Here is a 20,046-nt window from a genome sequence, read left to right as displayed (position 1 = left end):
TAGCAATTAAATACTTGTGGCTACACTAGATAACTCAAGACCATTCCTACAATTGACCCCTCGCGATCGCCTCCATCAGCATCATTTTTTTGTGGATGGGATCGGCCGCCACACATTGGGACAATCGTTGGGCTTCTACTTGCGCGTCGGCAACGATCGCGGATTCATCTACAGTCAGAACTTGGTAGTCTTCAACTAACAGTTTTCCCGCAACCATAACACTTTTAACTTCATGTCCTGAAGCAGCGTACACGAAGTTGGGCACGAGATTGCGAATTGGATCGAGCAAGGTAGGCGAGAGGTTAAGGGCACTGAGGTCTACTAAGATCAGGTCAGCTTCTTTGCCAACTTCAAGGGAGCCAATCTTGCGATCCAAGCCGATGGCCCGCGCCCCTTCGATGGTAGCCATGCGTAAGACTTCCCAAGCTGGCATGATGGTTGGATCGTGATATTTGATTTTGTTGAATAAGGCGGTCAGTTTCATCTCATTGAAGAGATTATTGTAGCTGCTGCCGATCGCAACGGGGCCACCTGCCTGCCGAAAGACGTGCGCGGGCGGCACTATACCGTCGATGATGCCAATCATGCCCGAACAGAGCACCATGCCAGCACCACTTTTGGCTACTTGTATCGCTTCTTCATCTGTGGCATCTGTCAGGTGAACCGCCAGCAACTGTTCGTCCAAATAGCCAATGTCAGCCAGAAAAGCGATGGGACGCTTACCATATCGTTTAAGGATTTGCTCTGTTTCTCTATGTCCCTGCGCCACATGAAAATGCAGCATTAAGCCTTCCCGTTGTGCAATCTCTTTGGCTTCGCGTAGCATCTCAAGCGGCACCATATCTGGCGAATACATCCCTAACATGGTGGTGATACGTCCCTCTGCCGCCCCATTCCAGGCACGGGAAAAGTCCACAGCCTCTGCCATTGCACGCCGTCCCGCCTTTATATCGAAGGGATAAAGCTCCCCCTCCTGAAGCGGTGGAAATTCCAGTGGAAGTGCGTCGAACATAGGGGCCAGACTAGCCCGTACTCCAATTTCATCAAAAAATTCTCCCCAGAGAGGGCTAAAAACTTTATTATCGCAAAATGTTGTTGTGCCTGCCTTCAACTCTTCGACCACTCTCAAGCGTGTTGCAGCCATGCTCGCTATGGGTGTCATATGGGTGAAATAAGGCATTGTCGCGTCCATTAGCCAATTGGTTACATCTTGCGCCGCCCCACGCATAAGCACCAAACTTGTGTCTACGTGAGCATTAATCAGCCCCGGCAAGACGGCACAATTCGCGGCTTCAATAACCTTTTTGCCCTCAAAATGACTCAGCAACGCCTCGGTAGAATCAACGGCTACAATACGGCTACCCTCAATCGCGATCGCCCCATCAGCAATATATCCCACCCCCGCGCCCTGCATGGTAAAGAGATGAGCGTGGATCGCTAATGTATCTACCTGTTTTTTTGTTGTCATAAGATTCATGTTCGCTTCAGAAGAACGTAAACTTGAGATGAAAGACTGAAACTAAGTAATACCAAGTCCGGTTGTCAAAACTCTTTTATAAAAACTGACCCAATTCCGTTCTATCACCATCATCTTAGCTGCTGATACCGCTGCTCGTAGTAGTCCATACCAGGGTCGGCGTACTGTCCGCCAGTAGTCCAGAGCCGTTAGAAAACGGGACTTAAACGAAAATAGACAAGCAATAAAGGTACAATCCAGGCATGGCAGCAGATATTTCACATTAAAGCTTGAGTGATGAAAGAGCCAACTTCCGCCGCCATGCCTCCTTGCTTCCATAGATGGTGTAAACGCTTTGATGTTCTCTGGACACATCAAGCCCAAAAAAGGGAGTTTAGGAACTATATTGGGGGGTAACAACTGTTTGCAAAAGTCTACCTAAATCTGCTCAAATCTACCTAAAAACTGTACTATGACGACTAAATGAGGAGAAATCAAAAACGGTAATTGAGATTATGTACGCCATCAAACTCGAACTCAAACTCAATAATAAGGAACGTACCTTGATGGCGCGACATTCTGGTTACGCTAGATTTTGCTACAACTACGCATTGAGCCTTTATCAAGAAGTGAAAAACCTCCCAGGTGGTAGCACAAAAAAAGTAGCAGCAATCGAAAGAGTTTTCACCAACCATGTCAAAAAGATGCCGGAATATCAATGGACTAACACCCTGTCTTCTAGGGTTTACAAAATGACATTCCGGCATTTTAAGGAGGCTTTATCCCGTTTCTTCAAAGGATTAGGAGAGTTCCCTAAATTCAAAAGAAAAAAAGATGGTGATTCATTCACTGTGGATGCTGCTGATTGGAATCACTCACTTTTATTGACAGCTAATAAGTCAATTAAAATTCCGACTCTCGGAACATTTCGACTCAAAGAATTTATCCCATTTCCCTGCGTAGCGCAGACGTTTACCATCTCTCGCACGGCGGATAAATGGTATGTATCCTTTGCTATTAAAGCCGAAAAAATACCACCAATGTTTCATCCCGTTCCTGAACCAGTGGGAATTGACTTAGGGGTATCAACATTTGCGACTCTTTCTGATGGCAATTCTTACGAGTCTCCTCGTCCACTCACTCAAGCGAAAACCAAGCTGAGCAAAGAACAGTGGAGAAATCGAAAAAAAGAATTGGGCAACAGAAAGTTAGATGTAAAAGCATCAAAAAATGCTCACAAACACTATCGTAGAGTTGCTAAAATTCACGCGAAAGTCGCTAATCAACGCCGTGATTTCTTGCAGAAAACCACAACAGAAATTAGCCAAAAATATGCTCACATTCGCATCGAAGATTTGAATGTGAGCGGGATGATTGCTAATCATAAGTTAGCGGCAGCCATTTCCGATTGTGGATTTTATGAATTTCGTCGTCAGTTGACGTATAAATCTGAAATGTATGCCACGAAAGACGTTTCCAAGCCAGTATGACTTTATACCCCGCTACTTCAGACTAGCTTTTACCAACGTCCTATCGAATATTATGGTACCGCTGGCTAATTTAGTCAGTATCATGTTCTTAGGTCATCTCTCGGAAATCCACCACCTAGCTGGAGTAGCCCTAGCTGGAAACCTGCTTAACTTTCTCTACTTTGTTTTATCATTTTTACGAATGGGTACCACTGGGATAACAGCACAAGCAGTCGGACGAGATGACCGAGAGGGTGTGCTGTTGGTGGGACTGCGTAATGCTTTAATCGCTTTGGTGCTGGGGGTTGCGATCGTAATGTTGCAGTACCCGTTGGGGGTGGTGGGATTTTCTATACTAGATGTCGCCCCAGAGGTTAAGTCTTCAGCTCAAGCGTATTTTAACACCCAGAGTTGGGGAGCGCCTGCCATTTTGCTCAACTTTGTCCTGCTTGGCTGGTTTCTGGGACGGGAAAAAAATGGCTTAGTTGTGCTGTTGTCGGTTGTGGGCAATGCTGCCAATATCGCACTCGATTACTTGTTTATTATCCACTTAGACTGGTCGAGCATGGGGGCAGGAGTGGCTTCTGCTACAAGTCAATATCTCACCCTATTGGTGGGATTGTTTTTTGTGTGCAAAGAAATCCCTTGGCCAGAGGTACGAGAAATAGCTGGAAAAATTTGGGACATAAAAGCTATACGCTCCAACTTAACTCTCAATGGAAACATCTTTGTCAGCAATTTAGTTTTTATGTTTACCGCCTTAACGTTTAACTACGAGGGGGCGCAAATGGGGACAATTATCTACGCTCAAAATGCCTTACTCTTACAAATATGGAGTTTGAGTCTCTACATTGTTGAAGGATTGGGATTCGGTACAGAAACTCTGGCAGGAAACTTTAAAGGGAAAGGAGCCACAGAACAGTTAGTACCCCTGGCAAAAGTTTCTGTGGGAATGGCTCTGCTGGTGAGTCTGGTTTTCGGCGGAGTGTGTTGGCTATTTCCCGATACTGTTTTTGGGTTGTTAACCAACCACGCGGAAATCATTGAGAATATTGATATTTTTATTCCCTGGTTGGTACTTCTCCTAGTATGCAATTCAGTATATTGCATACTAAGTGGGTACTTCTTGGGTTTGGCTCAAGGGAATATCCTCCGCAATGTTAGCTTAGTCGCGGTTAGTGTAGGATTTTTACCTGCGGATGTAGCCGCAGTTAAATTTGAGAGCAACCATATCTTGTGGTTGGCTTTCTTTTTGTTCAACGCTATTGGAATGCTGATGTTTGGAGTCCAGATGGCCAGAACATATATCAGTGATGTTGAGGAGAATAGTGTATCTATTCCAGCTTTAGAAGCTTCTCGCACCTTGACTTTAACTATAGAAGAAACCAGTCAAAAGATGGTAGCTGAAAAAGTGGAGGTAGGTCAGGATTAAAGGTCATTGATAAACTAATGGTTAAATGTACTAAGAACAACAAACAACCAACAACTAACCCCAAAAATGTAGCGCGAGATATGCAAAAAAGAATTGTTAATGCCTGGAATGAATGGGATGAACTAGAAGAGATAGTGGTCGGGATTGCAGATGATGCCTATTTTGAACCGACTGAGCCAGGCAACCGCCCCACTTTACGCGACAAAAACATTGCGGAAATATTACCTTTCCCCAGGGGGTTCAAAAAGCAAGAAGTCACAGAGAAAGCTAATGAGGAGTTGAATGGGCTGGTAACACTTCTAGAATCACACTGCGTAACTGTGCGCCGCCCAGAGAAACATAACTTTGGCGTGTCTGTGAAGACACCGCTCTTTGAGGTAGAGAATCAATATTGTGCTGTCTGCCCGCGTGATGTTCTGATCACCTTTGGCAACGAAATTCTCGAAGCAACTATGTCACGGCGATCGCGTTTCTTCGAGTATCTGCCTTATCGTAAGCTGGTCTACGAATATTGGCACAACGATCCTTATATGATCTGGAATAGTGCGCCCAAACCGACCATGCAGGATGCCATGTATCGCGAAGAGTTTTGGGAGTGGCCGCTAGAAGAGCGCTTTAAGCGTATGCACGATTTTGAATTTTGCATAACTCAGGATGAGGTGATTTTTGACGCGGCAGACTGTAGCCGCTTTGGCTGTGATATCTTTGTGCAGGAGTCCATGACGACCAATCGTCTAGGAATTCTCTGGCTCAAACGGCATTTGGAGCCACGTGGCTTCCGCGTGCATGATGTTCACTTCCCACTAGATCTTTTTCCCTCCCACATTGACTGTACCTTTGTCCCGTTGGCACCTGGCGTTGTGCTAACGAATCCAGAGCGCCCCATCAAAGAGGGCGAAGAGAAAGTCTTCATGGACAACGATTGGCAATTCATCGAAGCACCATCCCCCACTTCAAGCAACGAGGAGATGCCCATGTTCTGCCAGTCAAGCAAATGGTTGGCGATGAATGTGTTGAGCATCTCACCCAAGAAGGTCATCTGCGAAGCGCAAGAGCATCGGCTCCATGATTTGCTCGACAAGCATGGCTTTGAGGTCTACCCGATTCCCTTCCGCAATGTCTATGAGTTTGGCGGCTCTCTGCACTGTGCAACGTGGGATATCCGTCGCAGGGGAACCTGTGAGGATTACTTCCCTAAACTAAACTACACGCCGCTAGCTGCAACAACCAATGGCGTGTCCTGCTTAATTATGTAGAAGGCCCTCCACCCATGACAGAGAAAGAACGTCAACAGGTTTTATTTGATTGGAACGCAACGCAAGCTGAGTTTCCAGATATCTGCGTTCACCAATTGTTTGAGCAACAAGTTTCAGAACAACCGGACGCGATCGCACTCATTGAGGAGGGGCAATCTCTTACCTATGGGGAACTAAATGTACGCGCTAACTACGTAGCCCAGCATCTCTTGTCCCTAGACTGCCAGCCTGATGACCTCATCGCCATCTGCATTGAGCGATCGGCTGAACTGTTCATTGGTCTGTTGGGTATCCTGAAGGCTGGATGTGCATACGTGCCGTTAGATGCGGGTTATCCTGCCGATCGCATCAACTATATGTTGCGCGACTCTGGCGCAGGTGTGTTGCTGAGCTCAAACAACCTTGCCCAGAAACTTGCGTCAACCGTACCTGCGCTGCGAGGGTGCCAGCTTGTTTGTTTGGATGGAGAGTTTGAGGTTTTTCAAGAAAAGACGGTCTCTGACACGCTACAAACAGAAGTTTCTCCCAACAATCTCGCTTACTGCATCTACACCTCTGGTTCCACTGGCAATCCCAAAGGGGTTTTGATGGAACATCGCTCGCTGGTCAATATGCTCTGGTGGCATCAGCAGACGCGGCGATCGGTTCGGGGTGTCAGGACGTTGCAATTTTGTGCAGTCAGCTTTGACTTCTCTTTCCATGAGATATTCTCCACCCTCTGTCTCGGCGGGACGCTGGTCTTAGTTCCAGAGGCAGTACGCCAAAATCCCTTTGCGCTGGCCGAGTTCATCAGCCAACAGGCGATCGAGAAATTGTTCCTGCCCGTCACCGCGCTGCTACAGTTAGCCGAGGCTGTCGATGGAAGCAGCCACATCCCAACTGCGCTTTGCGAAGTCATCACCACAGGCGAACAGATGCGCGTTACACCCGCCGTCGCCAACCTCTTTCGACAGACCGGTGCCATCTTGCACAATCACTATGGGGCAACGGAATTTCAAGATGCCACCACCCATACCTTAGATGGCGATCCAGAGAGTTGGCCGATGGTGGTGCCAGTGGGGTGTCCGCTGCACAATGTTCAAGTGTATATTCTCGATGAGGCCCAGCAACCTGTGCCTGTTGGTGAAGAGGGTGAGTTCTATGTTGGTGGTATTGGTGTAGCCCGTGGCTATCACAATCTGCCTGACCTGACGAATGAGAAATTTATCCCCAATCTATTTCAGGAATCCACTGAGGCTAACGGGCAGGGAGGAAAACTCTACCGCACGGGCGATCTAGCACGCTACCTGCCCGACGGCACGATCGAGCATTTGGGACGCATGGATCATCAAGTCAAGATTCGTGGCTTCCGTGTAGAGCTAGGTGAAATCGAGACTGTGTTGGCACGTCACCAGGCTGTGCGCGAATGTGTCGTTGTGGCACGGGAGGTTGCAGGTGATACGCAGTTGGTGGGGTATGTCATCAAAAACGATACAGATGGAGTCAGTTTCGATGAACTAGAACCCATCTGGCGGCGACATTTAGAAGAGGCGCTGCCAGAACACATGATACCCTCCCAATTTATCCAGCTCGACGTTATGCCGTTGACCCCCAGTGGAAAGCGCGATCGCCATGCCTTGCCTGTTCCCAAGCGTGCGCGTCCAGCTTTGTCCACACCATTGGTCAAGCCCCATACGCAGACGGAGCAACGTCTGGCAGAAATTTGGAGTAGACATCTTGCACTGGATAGCGTTGGCATTCATGACAATTTCTTTGAGTTGGGGGGTACATCTCTGCTCTTGACCCAGGCGCACAAAGCATTGCACAGCGTCTTTGACATTCAACTGTCGGCTGTTGCGCTCTTTCAATATCCGACGATTCAGACATTGGCCAATCATATCGACTCCCAGCGGCATGGAAGCCAAAACGGAGACAGTCAAAAAGGCGTACACGAGAATCTACGCCAGCGTTTTGCGTCTCGCCAATCTGAATCTGCACCATCTAATATTGCCATCATCGCAATGGCTGGACGCTTTCCTGGGGCCGAAACCATTGAGCAATTTTGGCAGAATCTCTGCAATGGTGTCGAATCCATCGCCTTCTTCAGCGATGATGAGTTGGAACAGAGTGCGCCAGAACTTTGCAAAAATCCCAATTACGTCAAAGCAGGCGCAGTATTGAATGACATCGATCGCTTTGACGCTGACTTTTTTGGCTACAGCCCCAAAGAAGCTGCTGCGTGCGATCCGCAGCAGCGTATATTGCTCGAATGTGCATGGGAAGCCTTTGAACGCGCTGGCTACAATCCCGAAACGTATCCAGGGCCAGTTGGTGTTTATGCCGGTTCGAGCCTGAGTACCTATCTGCTCAACAATATCTGCTCCGATTTAGGCATCATTACCGATCGCCCTTTTATCGAAACGGATATGGCGCAGTTTCAGGCCAAAATTGGCAACGATCGCAGCTATCTAGCCACACGCATTTCCTACAAGCTCAACCTCAAAGGGCCGAGTGTCAATGTGCAGTCTGCCTGCTCAACCTCATTAGTAGCAGTCCACATGGCCTGCCAGAGTCTCATTAGTGGAGAGAGTGACATGGCTTTGGCAGGTGGCATCTCGGTGGTTGTCCCGCATAAAGGGGGCTATCTCTATGAAGAGGGCATGATTCGATCGCGGGATGGTCACTGTCGCGCCTTTGATGCAGAAGCGCAGGGGACTCTTTTTGGTAATGGGGGGGGCTTGGTCTTGCTCAAACGCTTGCAGGATGCGCTGGATGATAACGATAACATTGTGGCTGTCATCAAAGGTTCGGCCATCAACAACGACGGTGCCCTCAAGATGGGCTACACAGCTCCAAGCGTAGATAGACAGGCCGATGTTATCAGTGATGCACTTGCCAGGGCTAACGTGGATGCTAGCACTATTGGTTATGTGGAAACGCACGGCACAGGCACCAAACTAGGCGACCCGATTGAAGTTGCAGGGTTAACACAGGCATTTCAACGCAGTACGGACAGCGTACTTGATGCACGGCAATGTGCCATAGGTTCGGTTAAAACCAACATCGGTCACTTGGATGAAGCGGCAGGCATTGCTGGTTTGATCAAGGCGGCGTTGGCTGTGCAACATGGGCAGATTCCACCGAGTTTGCACTATGTCAAACCCAACCCCCAGATTGATTTTGACGCAACCCCGTTCTTTGTCAACACGGAATTACGCGAATGGTCTAGGAATGGTCATCCGCGACGGGCGGGCGTGAGTTCTTTTGGTGTCGGTGGAACCAACAGCCACGTTGTGCTGGAAGAACCTCCTGTGCGAGAAACCACAGCGACTTCCTCTTTGCCAGAACGGAGTCATCACCTATTAACGCTCTCTGCCCCTACACAAAAAGCTTTACACGATCTGGTGCAACGCTACATCCACCAGATCGAGACACACCCTAATATTGAGTTAGCCGATCTCTGTTTCACAGCCAATACAGGACGCAAGCATTTTGAGCATCGTTTGGCAGTGGTGGCCGATTCAATTTTAGGCTTGCAAACCCAACTCAAAACTGCACAGAGTGCGATTTCAGCACAACAAGAAAATGCCACGCCGACGATCGCCTTCCTGTTTACAGGACAAGGTTCGCAGTACATCAATATGGGGCGTACCCTCTACGATACTGAACCAACATTCCGAGCAACCCTCGATCTCTGTGATGCCATCCTGCAACAAGATTTAGGGATCGAATCTATTCTCTCTGTCATTTTTGGCTCATCTGAGCATAGCCTCTCGTTAGATAACACGGCCTATCTCCAGCCCGCCCTCTTTGCCGTCGAATATGCGCTCTATCAATTATGGAGCTCGTGGGGCATCCAGCCGACCGTGGTGATGGGTCATAGCTTGGGTGAATACGTGGCTGCTTGCGTGGCGGGGGTCTTTAGCCTAGAAGATGGGCTTAAACTGGTTGCAGAGCGGGGACGGCTGATGCAGGCACTCCCTCGTGATGGGAGCATGATTTCTGTGATGGCAAGTGAGGCGGAGGTCACAGATTTCATTCGGCCTTATGTGGGGCAGGTGGCGATCGCAGCGATTAATGGCCCGCAAAGTGTTGTAATTTCTGGGCAACAGGAAGCGATCGCTGCTATTTGTGCCACGTTGGAAACTGAGAAAATCAAAAGCGAAAGGCTAAACGTCTCCCATGCCTTCCACTCGCCGCTAATGGAACCGATATTGGACTCTTTCTTGCAGGTTGCACAAGAGGTGACATACTCGGAACCGAAAATCAAGCTCATCTCCAATTTGACGGGAAAATTAGCAAACCAGGAAGCTTGTAGCGAGGAACCTCCGATCGCCACCGCAGAGTATTGGGTGCGCCACGTGCGGCAGCCTGTCCGATTTGCGGCGGGAATGGAGAGCCTTGAGCGTCAAGGGGCAAACATATTTATAGAAATCGGCCCCAAACCCGTTCTTTTGGGCATGGGACGCAACTGCTTATCCGAAGGCGAGGGGGTTTGGTTGCCTAGTTTGCGCCCGAAACAGGATGATTGGCAACAGCTATTAAGCAGTTTGTGCAAGCTTTACTTAGCAGGCGTGCCCGTCGATTGGGTCGGCTTTGATCGCGGGTATGCTCGTCGCCGCGTGCTACTACCGACTTATCCTTGGCAGCGAGAGCGGTATTGGGTAGAGCCAATTAGCGGCGATCGGCGATCGCTACCACCAGCCACAAATACTACCAAGCCAACTCGCTACGGCAGCGTGGCAGAGCATCCTCTGCTTGGTCAACGGCTCCATTTGTCCCGTACTCAAGAGATTTACTTTCAAAGCTTCATCCACTCCGACTCCCCAATTTGGGTTGCCGATCATAAAGTATTTGGAAATGTCATCATTCCGGGTGTCGCCTATTGCGAGATGGCACTGGCAGCAGGGAAGGCACTCAGACCAGAAAGTACATTCTGGCTCGAAGATGTGTCCATCGCGCAAGCACTCATTATTCCCGATGAAGGGAAAACTGTGCAAATAGTCTTAAACCCAAAAGAACATTCCGCTTATTTTTTTGAAATCCTCTCTTTAGAACAAGAAAACTCTTGGGTGCTTCATGCCTCTGGTAAGCTATTCGTCCCAGAGCAAGTGCTAGAAACCGAACCCATCGACTTGATGGCGTTACAGGCACATTGTTCCGAAGAAGTATCGGTAGATGTGCTTTATCAGGAAGAAATGGCGCGTCAGATGGATATGGGGCCAATGATGCGGGGGGTGAAGCAGCTTTGGCGTTATCCAGTCTCATTTGCCAAAAGCCATGATGCAGTGGCACTCGCCAAAGTCAGCCTGCCAGAAATCTTGCTTCAGGAGTCCAATGCCTACCAATTCCATCCCGTACTCTTGGATGCGGGACTTCAAACGATCACGGTATCTTATCCTGAAGCAAGCCAAGGTCAGACTTATGTACCCGTTGGTATGGAGCGCTTACAAGTCTATAGTCGTCCGAGTTCAGAACTTTGGTGTCGCGCCCAATATCGGCCTCCTTTGAGTACAGATCGAGGGCAGGGTATTGATTTTCCACCAAAGAAACTGATTGCAGATATTCATTTATTTGATAACCAGGGACGTGCGATCGCCATCATGTCCGGCGTGCAATCTGTCCTCGTGTCCCGTGAAGCGATGTTGCGATGGCGAAACGCCGCGCCGAAGGCATCGCCAGAATCTTGGCGAAATTGGCTTTATCAGGTCGTGTGGAAACCTCAAGCGCGTTTTGGACTCTTACCGAATTACCTGCCAACGCCAGATCGGATGCGGAAGCGCCTCGAAACAAAGTTAGCGACAGCGATCGTCGAGGCTGATTTGGCGACTTATGGGGTCGCCTTTACCCAACTCGAAAGGTTAAGTCTGGCTTACGTTGTGGACGCTTGCCGACAAATGGGGTGGCTGTTTGAGCTTGGCGAACGTTTTTCCACCGCCCAGAAGGAATCGGAGTTGGGGGTTGTCGATCGACATCGGCAACTGTTCGCTCGTTTGCTCGATATGCTAGCCGAAGCAGAAATACTCCGAGGCGAAAAGTCGATGACGATATGGGAAGTCATTTCACAGCCTGAAGCGATCGACCTACAAGTGTTTCTTGATGAACTCGAAGCAAAAGAAGCACAAGCTGAGATCGCACTGGTCTCGCGTTGCGGTGCAAAATTGGCCGAAGTTCTACAAGGAAGATACGACCCCATACAGTTGCTCTTCCCTGCGGGCGACACAACAACGTTAAGCAAGCTCTATGGCGAAGCCAAAGTTTTGGGTGTCACGAATACTCTTGTACAAGAAGCGGTTCTTTCCGCCCTTGAGCAGTTGCCGCCGGAACGCGGTTGGCGAATTTTAGAGATTGGTGCTGGCACAGGCGGAACCACAGCCTACTTGTTACCGCATCTGCCTGTCGATCGCACAGAATATGTCTTTACTGACATCAGTTCCTTTTTTATCGGCAAAGCGAGAGAGCGCTTTAAAGATTACCCGTTTGTGCGCTATCAGTTATTAAACATCGAACAAGCGCCACAGGCGCAAGGATTTGCATCCCTAACTTACGATTTAATCGTGGCGGCGGATGTATTACATACTACTAGCGACTTGCGTCAAACGCTGGCAAATGTCCGACAATTGTTGGCACCGGGCGGGATGTTGATCCTGATGGAAGACAGCGAACCCGCACGTTGGGCCGATATAACTTTTGGCTTAACAGAAGGCTGGTGGAAGTTTACAGACCGTGACTTACGCCCCAACCATCCGCTATTGTCTCCCGATCGCTGGCAAATGTTGTTGCAAGAAATGGGATTCAGCCAAACAACTGCTTTATGGCCAGAAATAGATGGCCCGCATAAATTGCCACGCGAGGCGGCGATCGTGGCGCATAAGGAATCAGCAGTCAGAAAACCGCGAAGATGGCTGCTTTTGGCTGATGAGGAGATTGGTGGGCTACTAGCAAAACGGTTGCGGGGAGAAGGAGAGGATTGTACGCTCCTCTTGCCAGGAGAAAAGTACGCAGAGATAGACTCGCAAACGTTTACGATCGCTCCTACAAGCCTTGAAGATTGGAAACAATTGTGGAAGCGGGTATCAAACATCCAAGAAATCGTGCATTGTTGGAGCATGGTTTCAACTGACTTGGGCGCGGCCAATCTTTTAAGTTGTGGCAGTACGCTGCACTTAATTCAAGCGCTGGCAAGCTATTCAGAAACCCCTCGCTTATCACTGGTCACGCTGGGCGCACAAGCCGTCAACGAACATCACGTTCAAAATGTGGTTGAATCGGCCCTGTGGGGGATGGGAAAAGTAATTGCGATCGAACACCCAGAGCTAGGGGTGGTGCAAGTGGATTTAGACCCCAATGCGAAAGTTGAGGCGCAAGTGGAAGCGCTTAAGGGCGAACTTCTCGCGATCGCAGAGCCTGCATTAACAACATCTGCACCCGATCTGCAAACGCGACCTCGCGAACAGCAAATAGCATTTCGCGAGCAAACGCGGTATGTAGCAAGACTTTCGCCCTTAGCCCCCCCCAACTCTAGAGGGGAAGGCAAACAACAGCCTCTCACAATCCGCGACGATGGTAGCTATCTGATTGCTGGTGGTTTAGGCGGACTGGGGTTACTGGTGGCTCGTTTTCTGGTTACGCATGGAGCCAAGCACCTTGTGCTGGTTGGACGACGCGGTGCGAGGGAGGAGCAGCAAGCTCAATTAAGCGAACTAGAGCAACTGGGAGCTTCCGTGAAAGTCGTACAAGCCGATATTGCCGATGCAGAACAACTAGCCCGATCGCTTGCAGCAGCAACCTACCCACCATTACGGGGTGTTATTCACGCGGCAGGTACATTGAACGATCGGATTCTACAGCAGCAAAGTTGGCAAGCCTTTGAAGAAGTGATGGCTCCCAAGGTAGCAGGTGCGTGGAACCTACATACACTGACCAAAAATCAGCCTTTAGATTTCTTTGTTTTGTTCTCTTCCGCTACTTCTTTGCTAGGTAACGCTGGGCAAGCCAATCACGCCGCCGCAAATGCTTTCCTGGATGCGATCGCCTCTTATCGTCGCCACTTAGGGCTACCGAGCCTCTCGATTAATTGGGGTACGTGGAGCGAAGTGGGAATTGCGGCTCGACTTGGACTAGATAAGTTGTCCAGCAAACAGGGAGAGGGAACCATTACCCTTGCACAGGGCTTGCAAATTCTCGATCAATTGCTCAAAGACGAGAGTGCGGTGCATCAAGTGGGTGTCATGCCGATCGACTGGCCACAATTCTTAGCAAGGCAATTGACTCCGCAGCCGTTCTTCAGCGATGCCATGAAAAATATTGACACCTCCGTAGGTAAACTAACCTTGCAGGAGAGGGACTCTCGCTTCCAAGCTTACGGGCATAATATCCGAGATCAATTAGAGAAAGCTCCGCCCAAAGAGGGTATGACTCTCTTGCAGGCTCATGTTCGGGAGCAGGTGGCCCTAGTTTTGGGAATAGACGCGAAGACTCTACTGACAAAGCAAGAGGTGGGCTTCTTTACCCTGGGCATGGATTCGCTGGCATCTGTCGAGTTAAGAAACAGGTTACAAGCCAGTTTGGGTTGCTCTCTTTCTTCTACTTTGGCTTTAGACTATCCAACGCAACAGGTTCTCGTGAATTACCTTGCCGACGAATTGCTCGAAGCACCTAAGCAGCTACAACAGCCTGAATCTGATGAAGAAGATGAGATGTCGTCAATAGATGAGATAACGCAGTTACTTGCCGCGAAACTAGAGATAGAACTTTAAGCAGATGGATAAAAAACTAGAAATATACGAACGATTAGTCAAGCAATCCTATCACAAGATAGAGGCTCTGGAAGCTGAAGTTAACAGGTTGAAGGAGAGCCAACGCGAACCCATCGCGATCGTTGGTATGGGCTGTCGATTTCCGGGTGCGAATAGTCCAGAAGCGTTCTGGCAGTTGTTGCGTGATGGGGTTGATGCTATTGGTGAGGTACCAAAAGATCGCTGGGATGTTGATGCCTATGTAGACGGAAATCTGGAAAGCGCAGACAAGATGTCAATTCGCTTTGGTGGGTTTGTCGAGCAACTTGAGGAGTTTGATGCCCAATTCTTTGGCATATCACCGCGAGAAGCGGTTTCTCTTGACCCGCAGCAACGTTTGCTATTGGAGGTGACTTGGGAAGCGCTGGAAAACGCAGGGGTGATGCCACCTTCGGCAACAGGCGTATTTGTCGGTATTAGTAACCTTGATTATCGTGAAATACTCTTAAAGCAAGGAGCAATTGATACTTATTTGGCTTCGGGTAATGCTCATAGCACAGCCAGTGGTCGCTTGTCCTACTTTCTAGGTCTGACAGGCCCCTGTCTCTCGATAGATACGGCTTGTTCTTCGTCGTTGGTCGCTGTACATCAGTCACTGATCAGTCTGCGCCAGCGAGAATGTGACTTAGCGTTGGTTGGGGGAGTCTATCGACTGATAGCGCCAGAGGAAAGTATCTCGTTAGCAAAAGCCCGTATGTTGTCTCCCGATGGTCGTTGCAAAGTCTTTGATGCGTCGGCAAACGGGTATGTCCGAGCCGAAGGATGTGGCGCGATCGTGCTCAAGCGATTGTCAGACGCACAAGCCGATGGGGACAACATCTTGGCGTTGATTCGCGGGTCAGCCATCAACCAAGACGGTCGCACGAGTGGCTTGACCGTTCCGAATGGCCCCCAACAAGCTGCCGTAATTCGCCAAGCGATCGCTAATAGCGGAATCACACCAGAACAAGTTAACTATATAGAAGCTCATGGCACAGGGACTTCATTAGGAGACCCGATTGAGGTCGGCGCGTTGGGAACAATCTTTAATCAGCGATCGCAGCCTTTAATTATTGGTTCAGTCAAAACAAATATTGGGCATTTAGAAGCCGCAGCAGGGATTGCTGGACTGATTAAAGTCGTCCTTACCATGCAGTATGGGGAAATTCCGCCTAATTTACACTTTCACCAGCCCAATCCTCGCATTAACTGGGAGCGATTGCCGATCGCCATCCCAACAGAACGAACAGCTTGGCCTGCTGGCGATCGATTTGCAGGGATAAGTTCTTTCGGTTTCAGTGGCACCAATGCTCATGTCGTGTTAGAGGAAGCCCCAAAAATAGAGCCGTCTACTGTAGAGATTCATTCAAAGCAGCGTATTTTTACCTTATCAGCAGAGACACCTCAAGCACTACAAGAACTTGCTCGGCGTTATGTGACTTATCTAACTGAACGCTTCCAGGAGAGTCTGGCGGATATTTGCTTTACAGCCAACACAGGGCGCAAACATTTTAAACATCGCTTTGCAGCAGTAGCAGAGTCTAAAACGCAGTTGCGCCAGCAATTGGAAACGTTTGCGCGATCGGGAGACGGGCTCTTTGAGGCGACCTCTCTCTCAAAAATAGCTTTTCTCTTTACAGGTCAAGGCTCACAGTATGTAGGAATGGGGCAAGAACTTTATGAGAGCCAACCTACCTTCCGGCAAACGATTGACCGCTGCGATCGGATTTTGCGATCGCATTTGGGCAAGTCAATCCTCTCAATACTCTATCCCAGGCAAGAGATGGGAGTGGACGCACCATCCCAAATTGATGAAACGGCTTATACTCAACCCGCTCTTTTCGCTCTCGAATATGCACTGGTGCAGTTGTGGCGATCGTGGGGCATTGAGCCTGATGTGGTGATGGGGCATAGTGTAGGAGAATATGTAGCCGCTTGTGTGGCGGGTGTCTTTTCTTTAGAGGATGGTCTCAAACTGATTGCTGAAAGAGGCCGTCTGATGCAAGAATTGCCGAGCGATGGAGCGATGGTATCGGTGATGGCCAATAAATCGCGCATAGAGCAAGCGATCGCACCTTTCAGCCGAGAGGTTTCTATTGCGGCCGTCAATGGCCCAGAGAGTGTGGTTATCTCTGGTAAAAGGGAGACATTACAACAGATTACCCAACAGCTAGTTGCCGAAGGCATCAAGACACGCCAACTGACTGTCTCTCATGCCTTTCACTCGCCATTGATGGAGCCAATATTAGGTCAATTCCGCCGAGTTGCCAACACCATCACCTATCAACCACCGCAGCTAAACCTGATCTCGAATGTCACAGGCCGACGAATATATGAAGAAATCGCCACTCCCGATTACTGGGTGAGACATTTGCAAGAGGCTGTCCGTTTTGCGGATGGGGTTAAGGTGTTACACGAACAGAATGTCAACTTCACGATCGAAATCGGCCCCAAACCCACACTGCTTGGCATGGTTGAGTTACAAAGTTCTGAGAATTCATCCTCTACACCAATGATGATGATGCCCAGTTTGCGCGAGCATCGTAGCGACTGGCAGCAGATGTTGGAGAGCTTGAGTCAACTTTATCTACATGGCGTTGAGATTGACTGGATCGGTTTTGATAAAGACTATGTGCGACATAAAGTTGTCCTGCCGACATACCCCTGGCAGCGGCAGCGTTACTGGGTAGAATCAGCCCAACAGAAGCAGGCCGCTAAAAGCTTGCGTCCTCTGATCGACAGGTGCATGAAACTGCCGCGTCATCACGAAACAATCTTTGAGAAAGAATTTAGTCTAGAGACATTGCCCTTTCTTGATGACTATCGCATTTATGGTTCAGTTGTGTTGCCAAGTGCAAGTTATCTATCAATGCTACTGAGTATTGCCGAGTCATATACAAATGGTCATGTAAATGGAGGGAATAGTGCAAAGCAAACTACCTATTTGCTAAAAGATGTGACATTCCCTGTACCTCTGGCGATCGCAGATGAAGCAAGTCGCACAGTGCAAGTCGCCTGTTCTCCCTCTAATGCTGCGCCACGCTTGGGTGGCGAGACGCAGTTTGAATTGTTCAGCTTTGCCGAGGATGTACCTGAGAGCAACAGTACAGATGCTAATTTTGAGACACCCCTCACCCATGCCAAGGGGCAATTTAAGCTTGAAAATACAGTGTCTCCTAGAGTGGAGCTAGAAGAAATACAAGCACGTTGCCCGCAGGAAATCGATCGCAATCTTTTCTATCAAACATTCACAGACAAAGGTCTGGTTTTTGGCCCTCGTTTTCGCTGGTTAGAAAAAGTATGGATAGGCAATGGAGAAGCATTGGCGCGTCTGCAAAAACCGGAAAGCATTGGATCGTTCAACGGATATGTGATTCATCCCGGTTTGTTGGATGCCTGTACGCAAGTGCCATTTGCTATTTCGTCTGGCGATCAAAGTGGGAAATCAGAACCGACAGTGCCCTTTGCGCTAAATGAACTACGTTGTTATCAGCCTGCAAGCGGACAAACGTGGTGGGTTCATGCCACAGAAAAAAATAGATACACATGGGATGTTTCTTTGTTTGATGAGAGTGGGCAAGCGATCGCGGAATTTGTAGGGTTAGAAGATCGTGTTGCTATGCCCGAAGCCGTGCAAGCGGTAGACTTTTGGCATGACTGGCTCTATACAGTCGATTGGCGATCGCAACCTCTACTAATCTCGGAGGGGCTGGATATTAATAAAACAGGTGCAGAAACGTGGCTTCTTTTTGCACAACCAGAAGGAATAGGGGCGGACTTGGCAGCACATTTGCAGAGTCAAGGAAAGCGCTGTATTTTTGTAGTGCCTGGGCGTGAATATACTGTTACCGAGCAACACATTGCACGCGCTGGAAATCTTGGTGATGTCGCCCTTAATGATGTGACAAAATTAACAACAGTTGTCACACTTAATCCCGCTTTTCTTAATGACTATAAATGTTTTTTGGAAACTCTGACTGACAGTGGATCGCCTTGTCAATATGTACTCTATCTGTGGAATCGTCACGATCTAACAAATGTCTTTAATAATTTAATAGTGCCAGATATCGTCCTAAACTTATGTGGTGGTCTTCTTCATTTGGTACAAGCCCTCAGCGAGATAGAGTGGACACCCAAACTATGGTTAATTACACAAAATAGTCAAGCGGTTGGTGATGACTTAGCGAATTTACAGATCGAACAAGCACCCTTATGGGCATTGAGTCGAACCATCCGTGCCGAACATCCTGAATTTGATTGTCGTTGTTTGGATTTTGATACGCTTTCAAATGGAGTACCACTGTTATTGAACGAGCTGCAAGCCACAGAAGGCGAATCTCAAATTGCTTACCGCCAAGGAATACGATATGTTGCAAGGTTGATTCGTTATCAAGTAGAAAATCACGCGCTGATTCAAACAGAAATCAAGCCCGATGGAGGCTATCTGATCGCAGGTGGATTAGGCGGTCTGGGATTGCAAGTGGCACTTGCACTTGCGGATGCTGGGGCAAAGCACTTAATTCTTAACAGTCGCCGTGGTACGCTCTCGAACGAAGCCCAGTTGATTATCGACCGACTACGCCAAGAGGGTATCAGCGTTGATTTGATTGTTGCAGATGTCTCTGATGCGGCAGATTGCGAACGACTTTTAGTAGAAAGTCAGAGCAAGACCTCTATCCGAGGGATTGTTCACGCGGCGGGTGTCCTGGATGATGGCATCCTGATCCAACAAAATCGAGAGCGTTTTGAAAAGGTGATGGCGGCAAAGGTTCGCGGAGCTTGGCATCTGCACCAACAGAGCCAAACCCTCGACTTAGATTTCTTTGTCGCGTTCTCGTCTGTTGCATCGCTCATAGAAGAGCCAGGACAAGCTAATTACGCCGCAGCCAATGCGTTTTTGGATTCATTAATGTATTATCGTCACGCCAGGGGATCTAACAGCTTGACTATCAACTGGGGGGCTTGGGCAGAAGTTGGCATGGCAGCTAATTTATCATTCAAACAACAGGGAATCGCGGCAATTCCGCCAAAGCAAGGAGGGCATATTCTCGTCGAACTTATTCAAAAACTTAATAAGCATACAATTCCCCAAGTTGCCGTACAACCGACTAATTGGGCCGAATATCTATCCTCTGTTGGCATGAATATGCCATTTTATGAATACTTTGCACACCACTTGCGTAACGAAGAAGAAGCCAAGTTGCAGCAAATAGTAGGCAGCACCTCAGAGAAAGTCAGTCTGCGACAACAACTTCAAACACTCCCGGAGACAGACCGCGATGCCCTTTTGATGGAACATCTTGAAACAACAGCACTCAAAGTTCTCGGTTTTGCTTCTAATCAAAAAATCGATCCTTCTCAGGGATTAATGAATATGGGACTGGACTCTTTGATGGCGGTTGAATTTCGGAATCAGTTGATATGTAGTTTGGAACTCCCTCTGCCAGCCACTCTACTCTTTAATTGCCCAACACTTAATTCATTACATGACTACCTAGTAGCAAAAATGTTTGATGATGATACCTCTATGCAAAAGACAGAGCAAATGGCACAATCAACAGCACAGACAGCACCAAGCATTTCAATAGAATCTAAAATAGATGATAATGAAAGCGTGGATGATATTGCGCGAATGCTGGCAGAAGCACTCAATATGGGGTAAAACTAGGGGTGACAA

6 protein-coding genes are annotated in these 20,046 nt (G+C 48.6%); 5 read left to right on the top strand and 1 reads right to left on the bottom strand.

All coding sequences use genetic code 11. The features are described 5' to 3' along the window. Nucleotides 1-46: 46 nt before the first annotated feature. Nucleotides 47-1,468 (bottom strand): amidohydrolase family protein, encoded by a 1,422-nt coding sequence (locus tag PY364_RS07970; protein WP_275521705.1) that lies wholly within the window; start codon nucleotides 1,466-1,468, stop codon nucleotides 47-49. A 503-nt stretch (nucleotides 1,469-1,971) separates the two neighbouring features. Here PY364_RS07970 and PY364_RS07965 point away from each other — a divergent pair. The 5 genes from PY364_RS07965 to PY364_RS07945 all read left to right on the top strand — a co-directional run bounded on the left by PY364_RS07965 (nucleotide 1,972) and on the right by PY364_RS07945 (nucleotide 20,031). Next, nucleotides 1,972-2,946, top strand: a complete 975-nt coding sequence (locus PY364_RS07965) for a transposase (protein WP_275521704.1) — start codon at nucleotides 1,972-1,974, stop codon at nucleotides 2,944-2,946. Continuing rightward, complete coding sequence (gntT, locus tag PY364_RS07960) at nucleotides 2,915-4,357, top strand: guanitoxin biosynthesis MATE family efflux transporter GntT (RefSeq protein WP_275521703.1); 1,443 nt, start codon at nucleotides 2,915-2,917, stop codon at nucleotides 4,355-4,357. The genes PY364_RS07965 and gntT overlap by 32 nt, the downstream gene beginning before the upstream one ends. Before the next feature lie 80 nt (nucleotides 4,358-4,437). Further along, nucleotides 4,438-5,613 (top strand): arginine deiminase family protein, encoded by a 1,176-nt coding sequence (locus PY364_RS07955; protein WP_275521702.1) that lies wholly within the window; start codon nucleotides 4,438-4,440, stop codon nucleotides 5,611-5,613. Nucleotides 5,614-5,627: 14 nt separating this feature from the next. Continuing rightward, on the top strand, nucleotides 5,628-14,351 hold the full coding sequence (locus PY364_RS07950) for a polyketide synthase (RefSeq protein ID WP_275521701.1): 8,724 nt from the start codon (nucleotides 5,628-5,630) through the stop codon (nucleotides 14,349-14,351). 4 nt (nucleotides 14,352-14,355) lie between these two features. After that, nucleotides 14,356-20,031: a type I polyketide synthase gene (locus tag PY364_RS07945; protein WP_275521700.1), complete on the top strand. Its 5,676-nt coding sequence runs from the start codon at nucleotides 14,356-14,358 to the stop codon at nucleotides 20,029-20,031. Nucleotides 20,032-20,046: the final 15 nt, after the last annotated feature.

This window comes from Kamptonema sp. UHCC 0994, assembly GCF_029167235.1.
Lineage (GTDB): Bacteria > Cyanobacteriota > Cyanobacteriia > Cyanobacteriales > Microcoleaceae > Kamptonema.
This window is presented reverse-complemented; position numbering and strand designations above follow the sequence as displayed.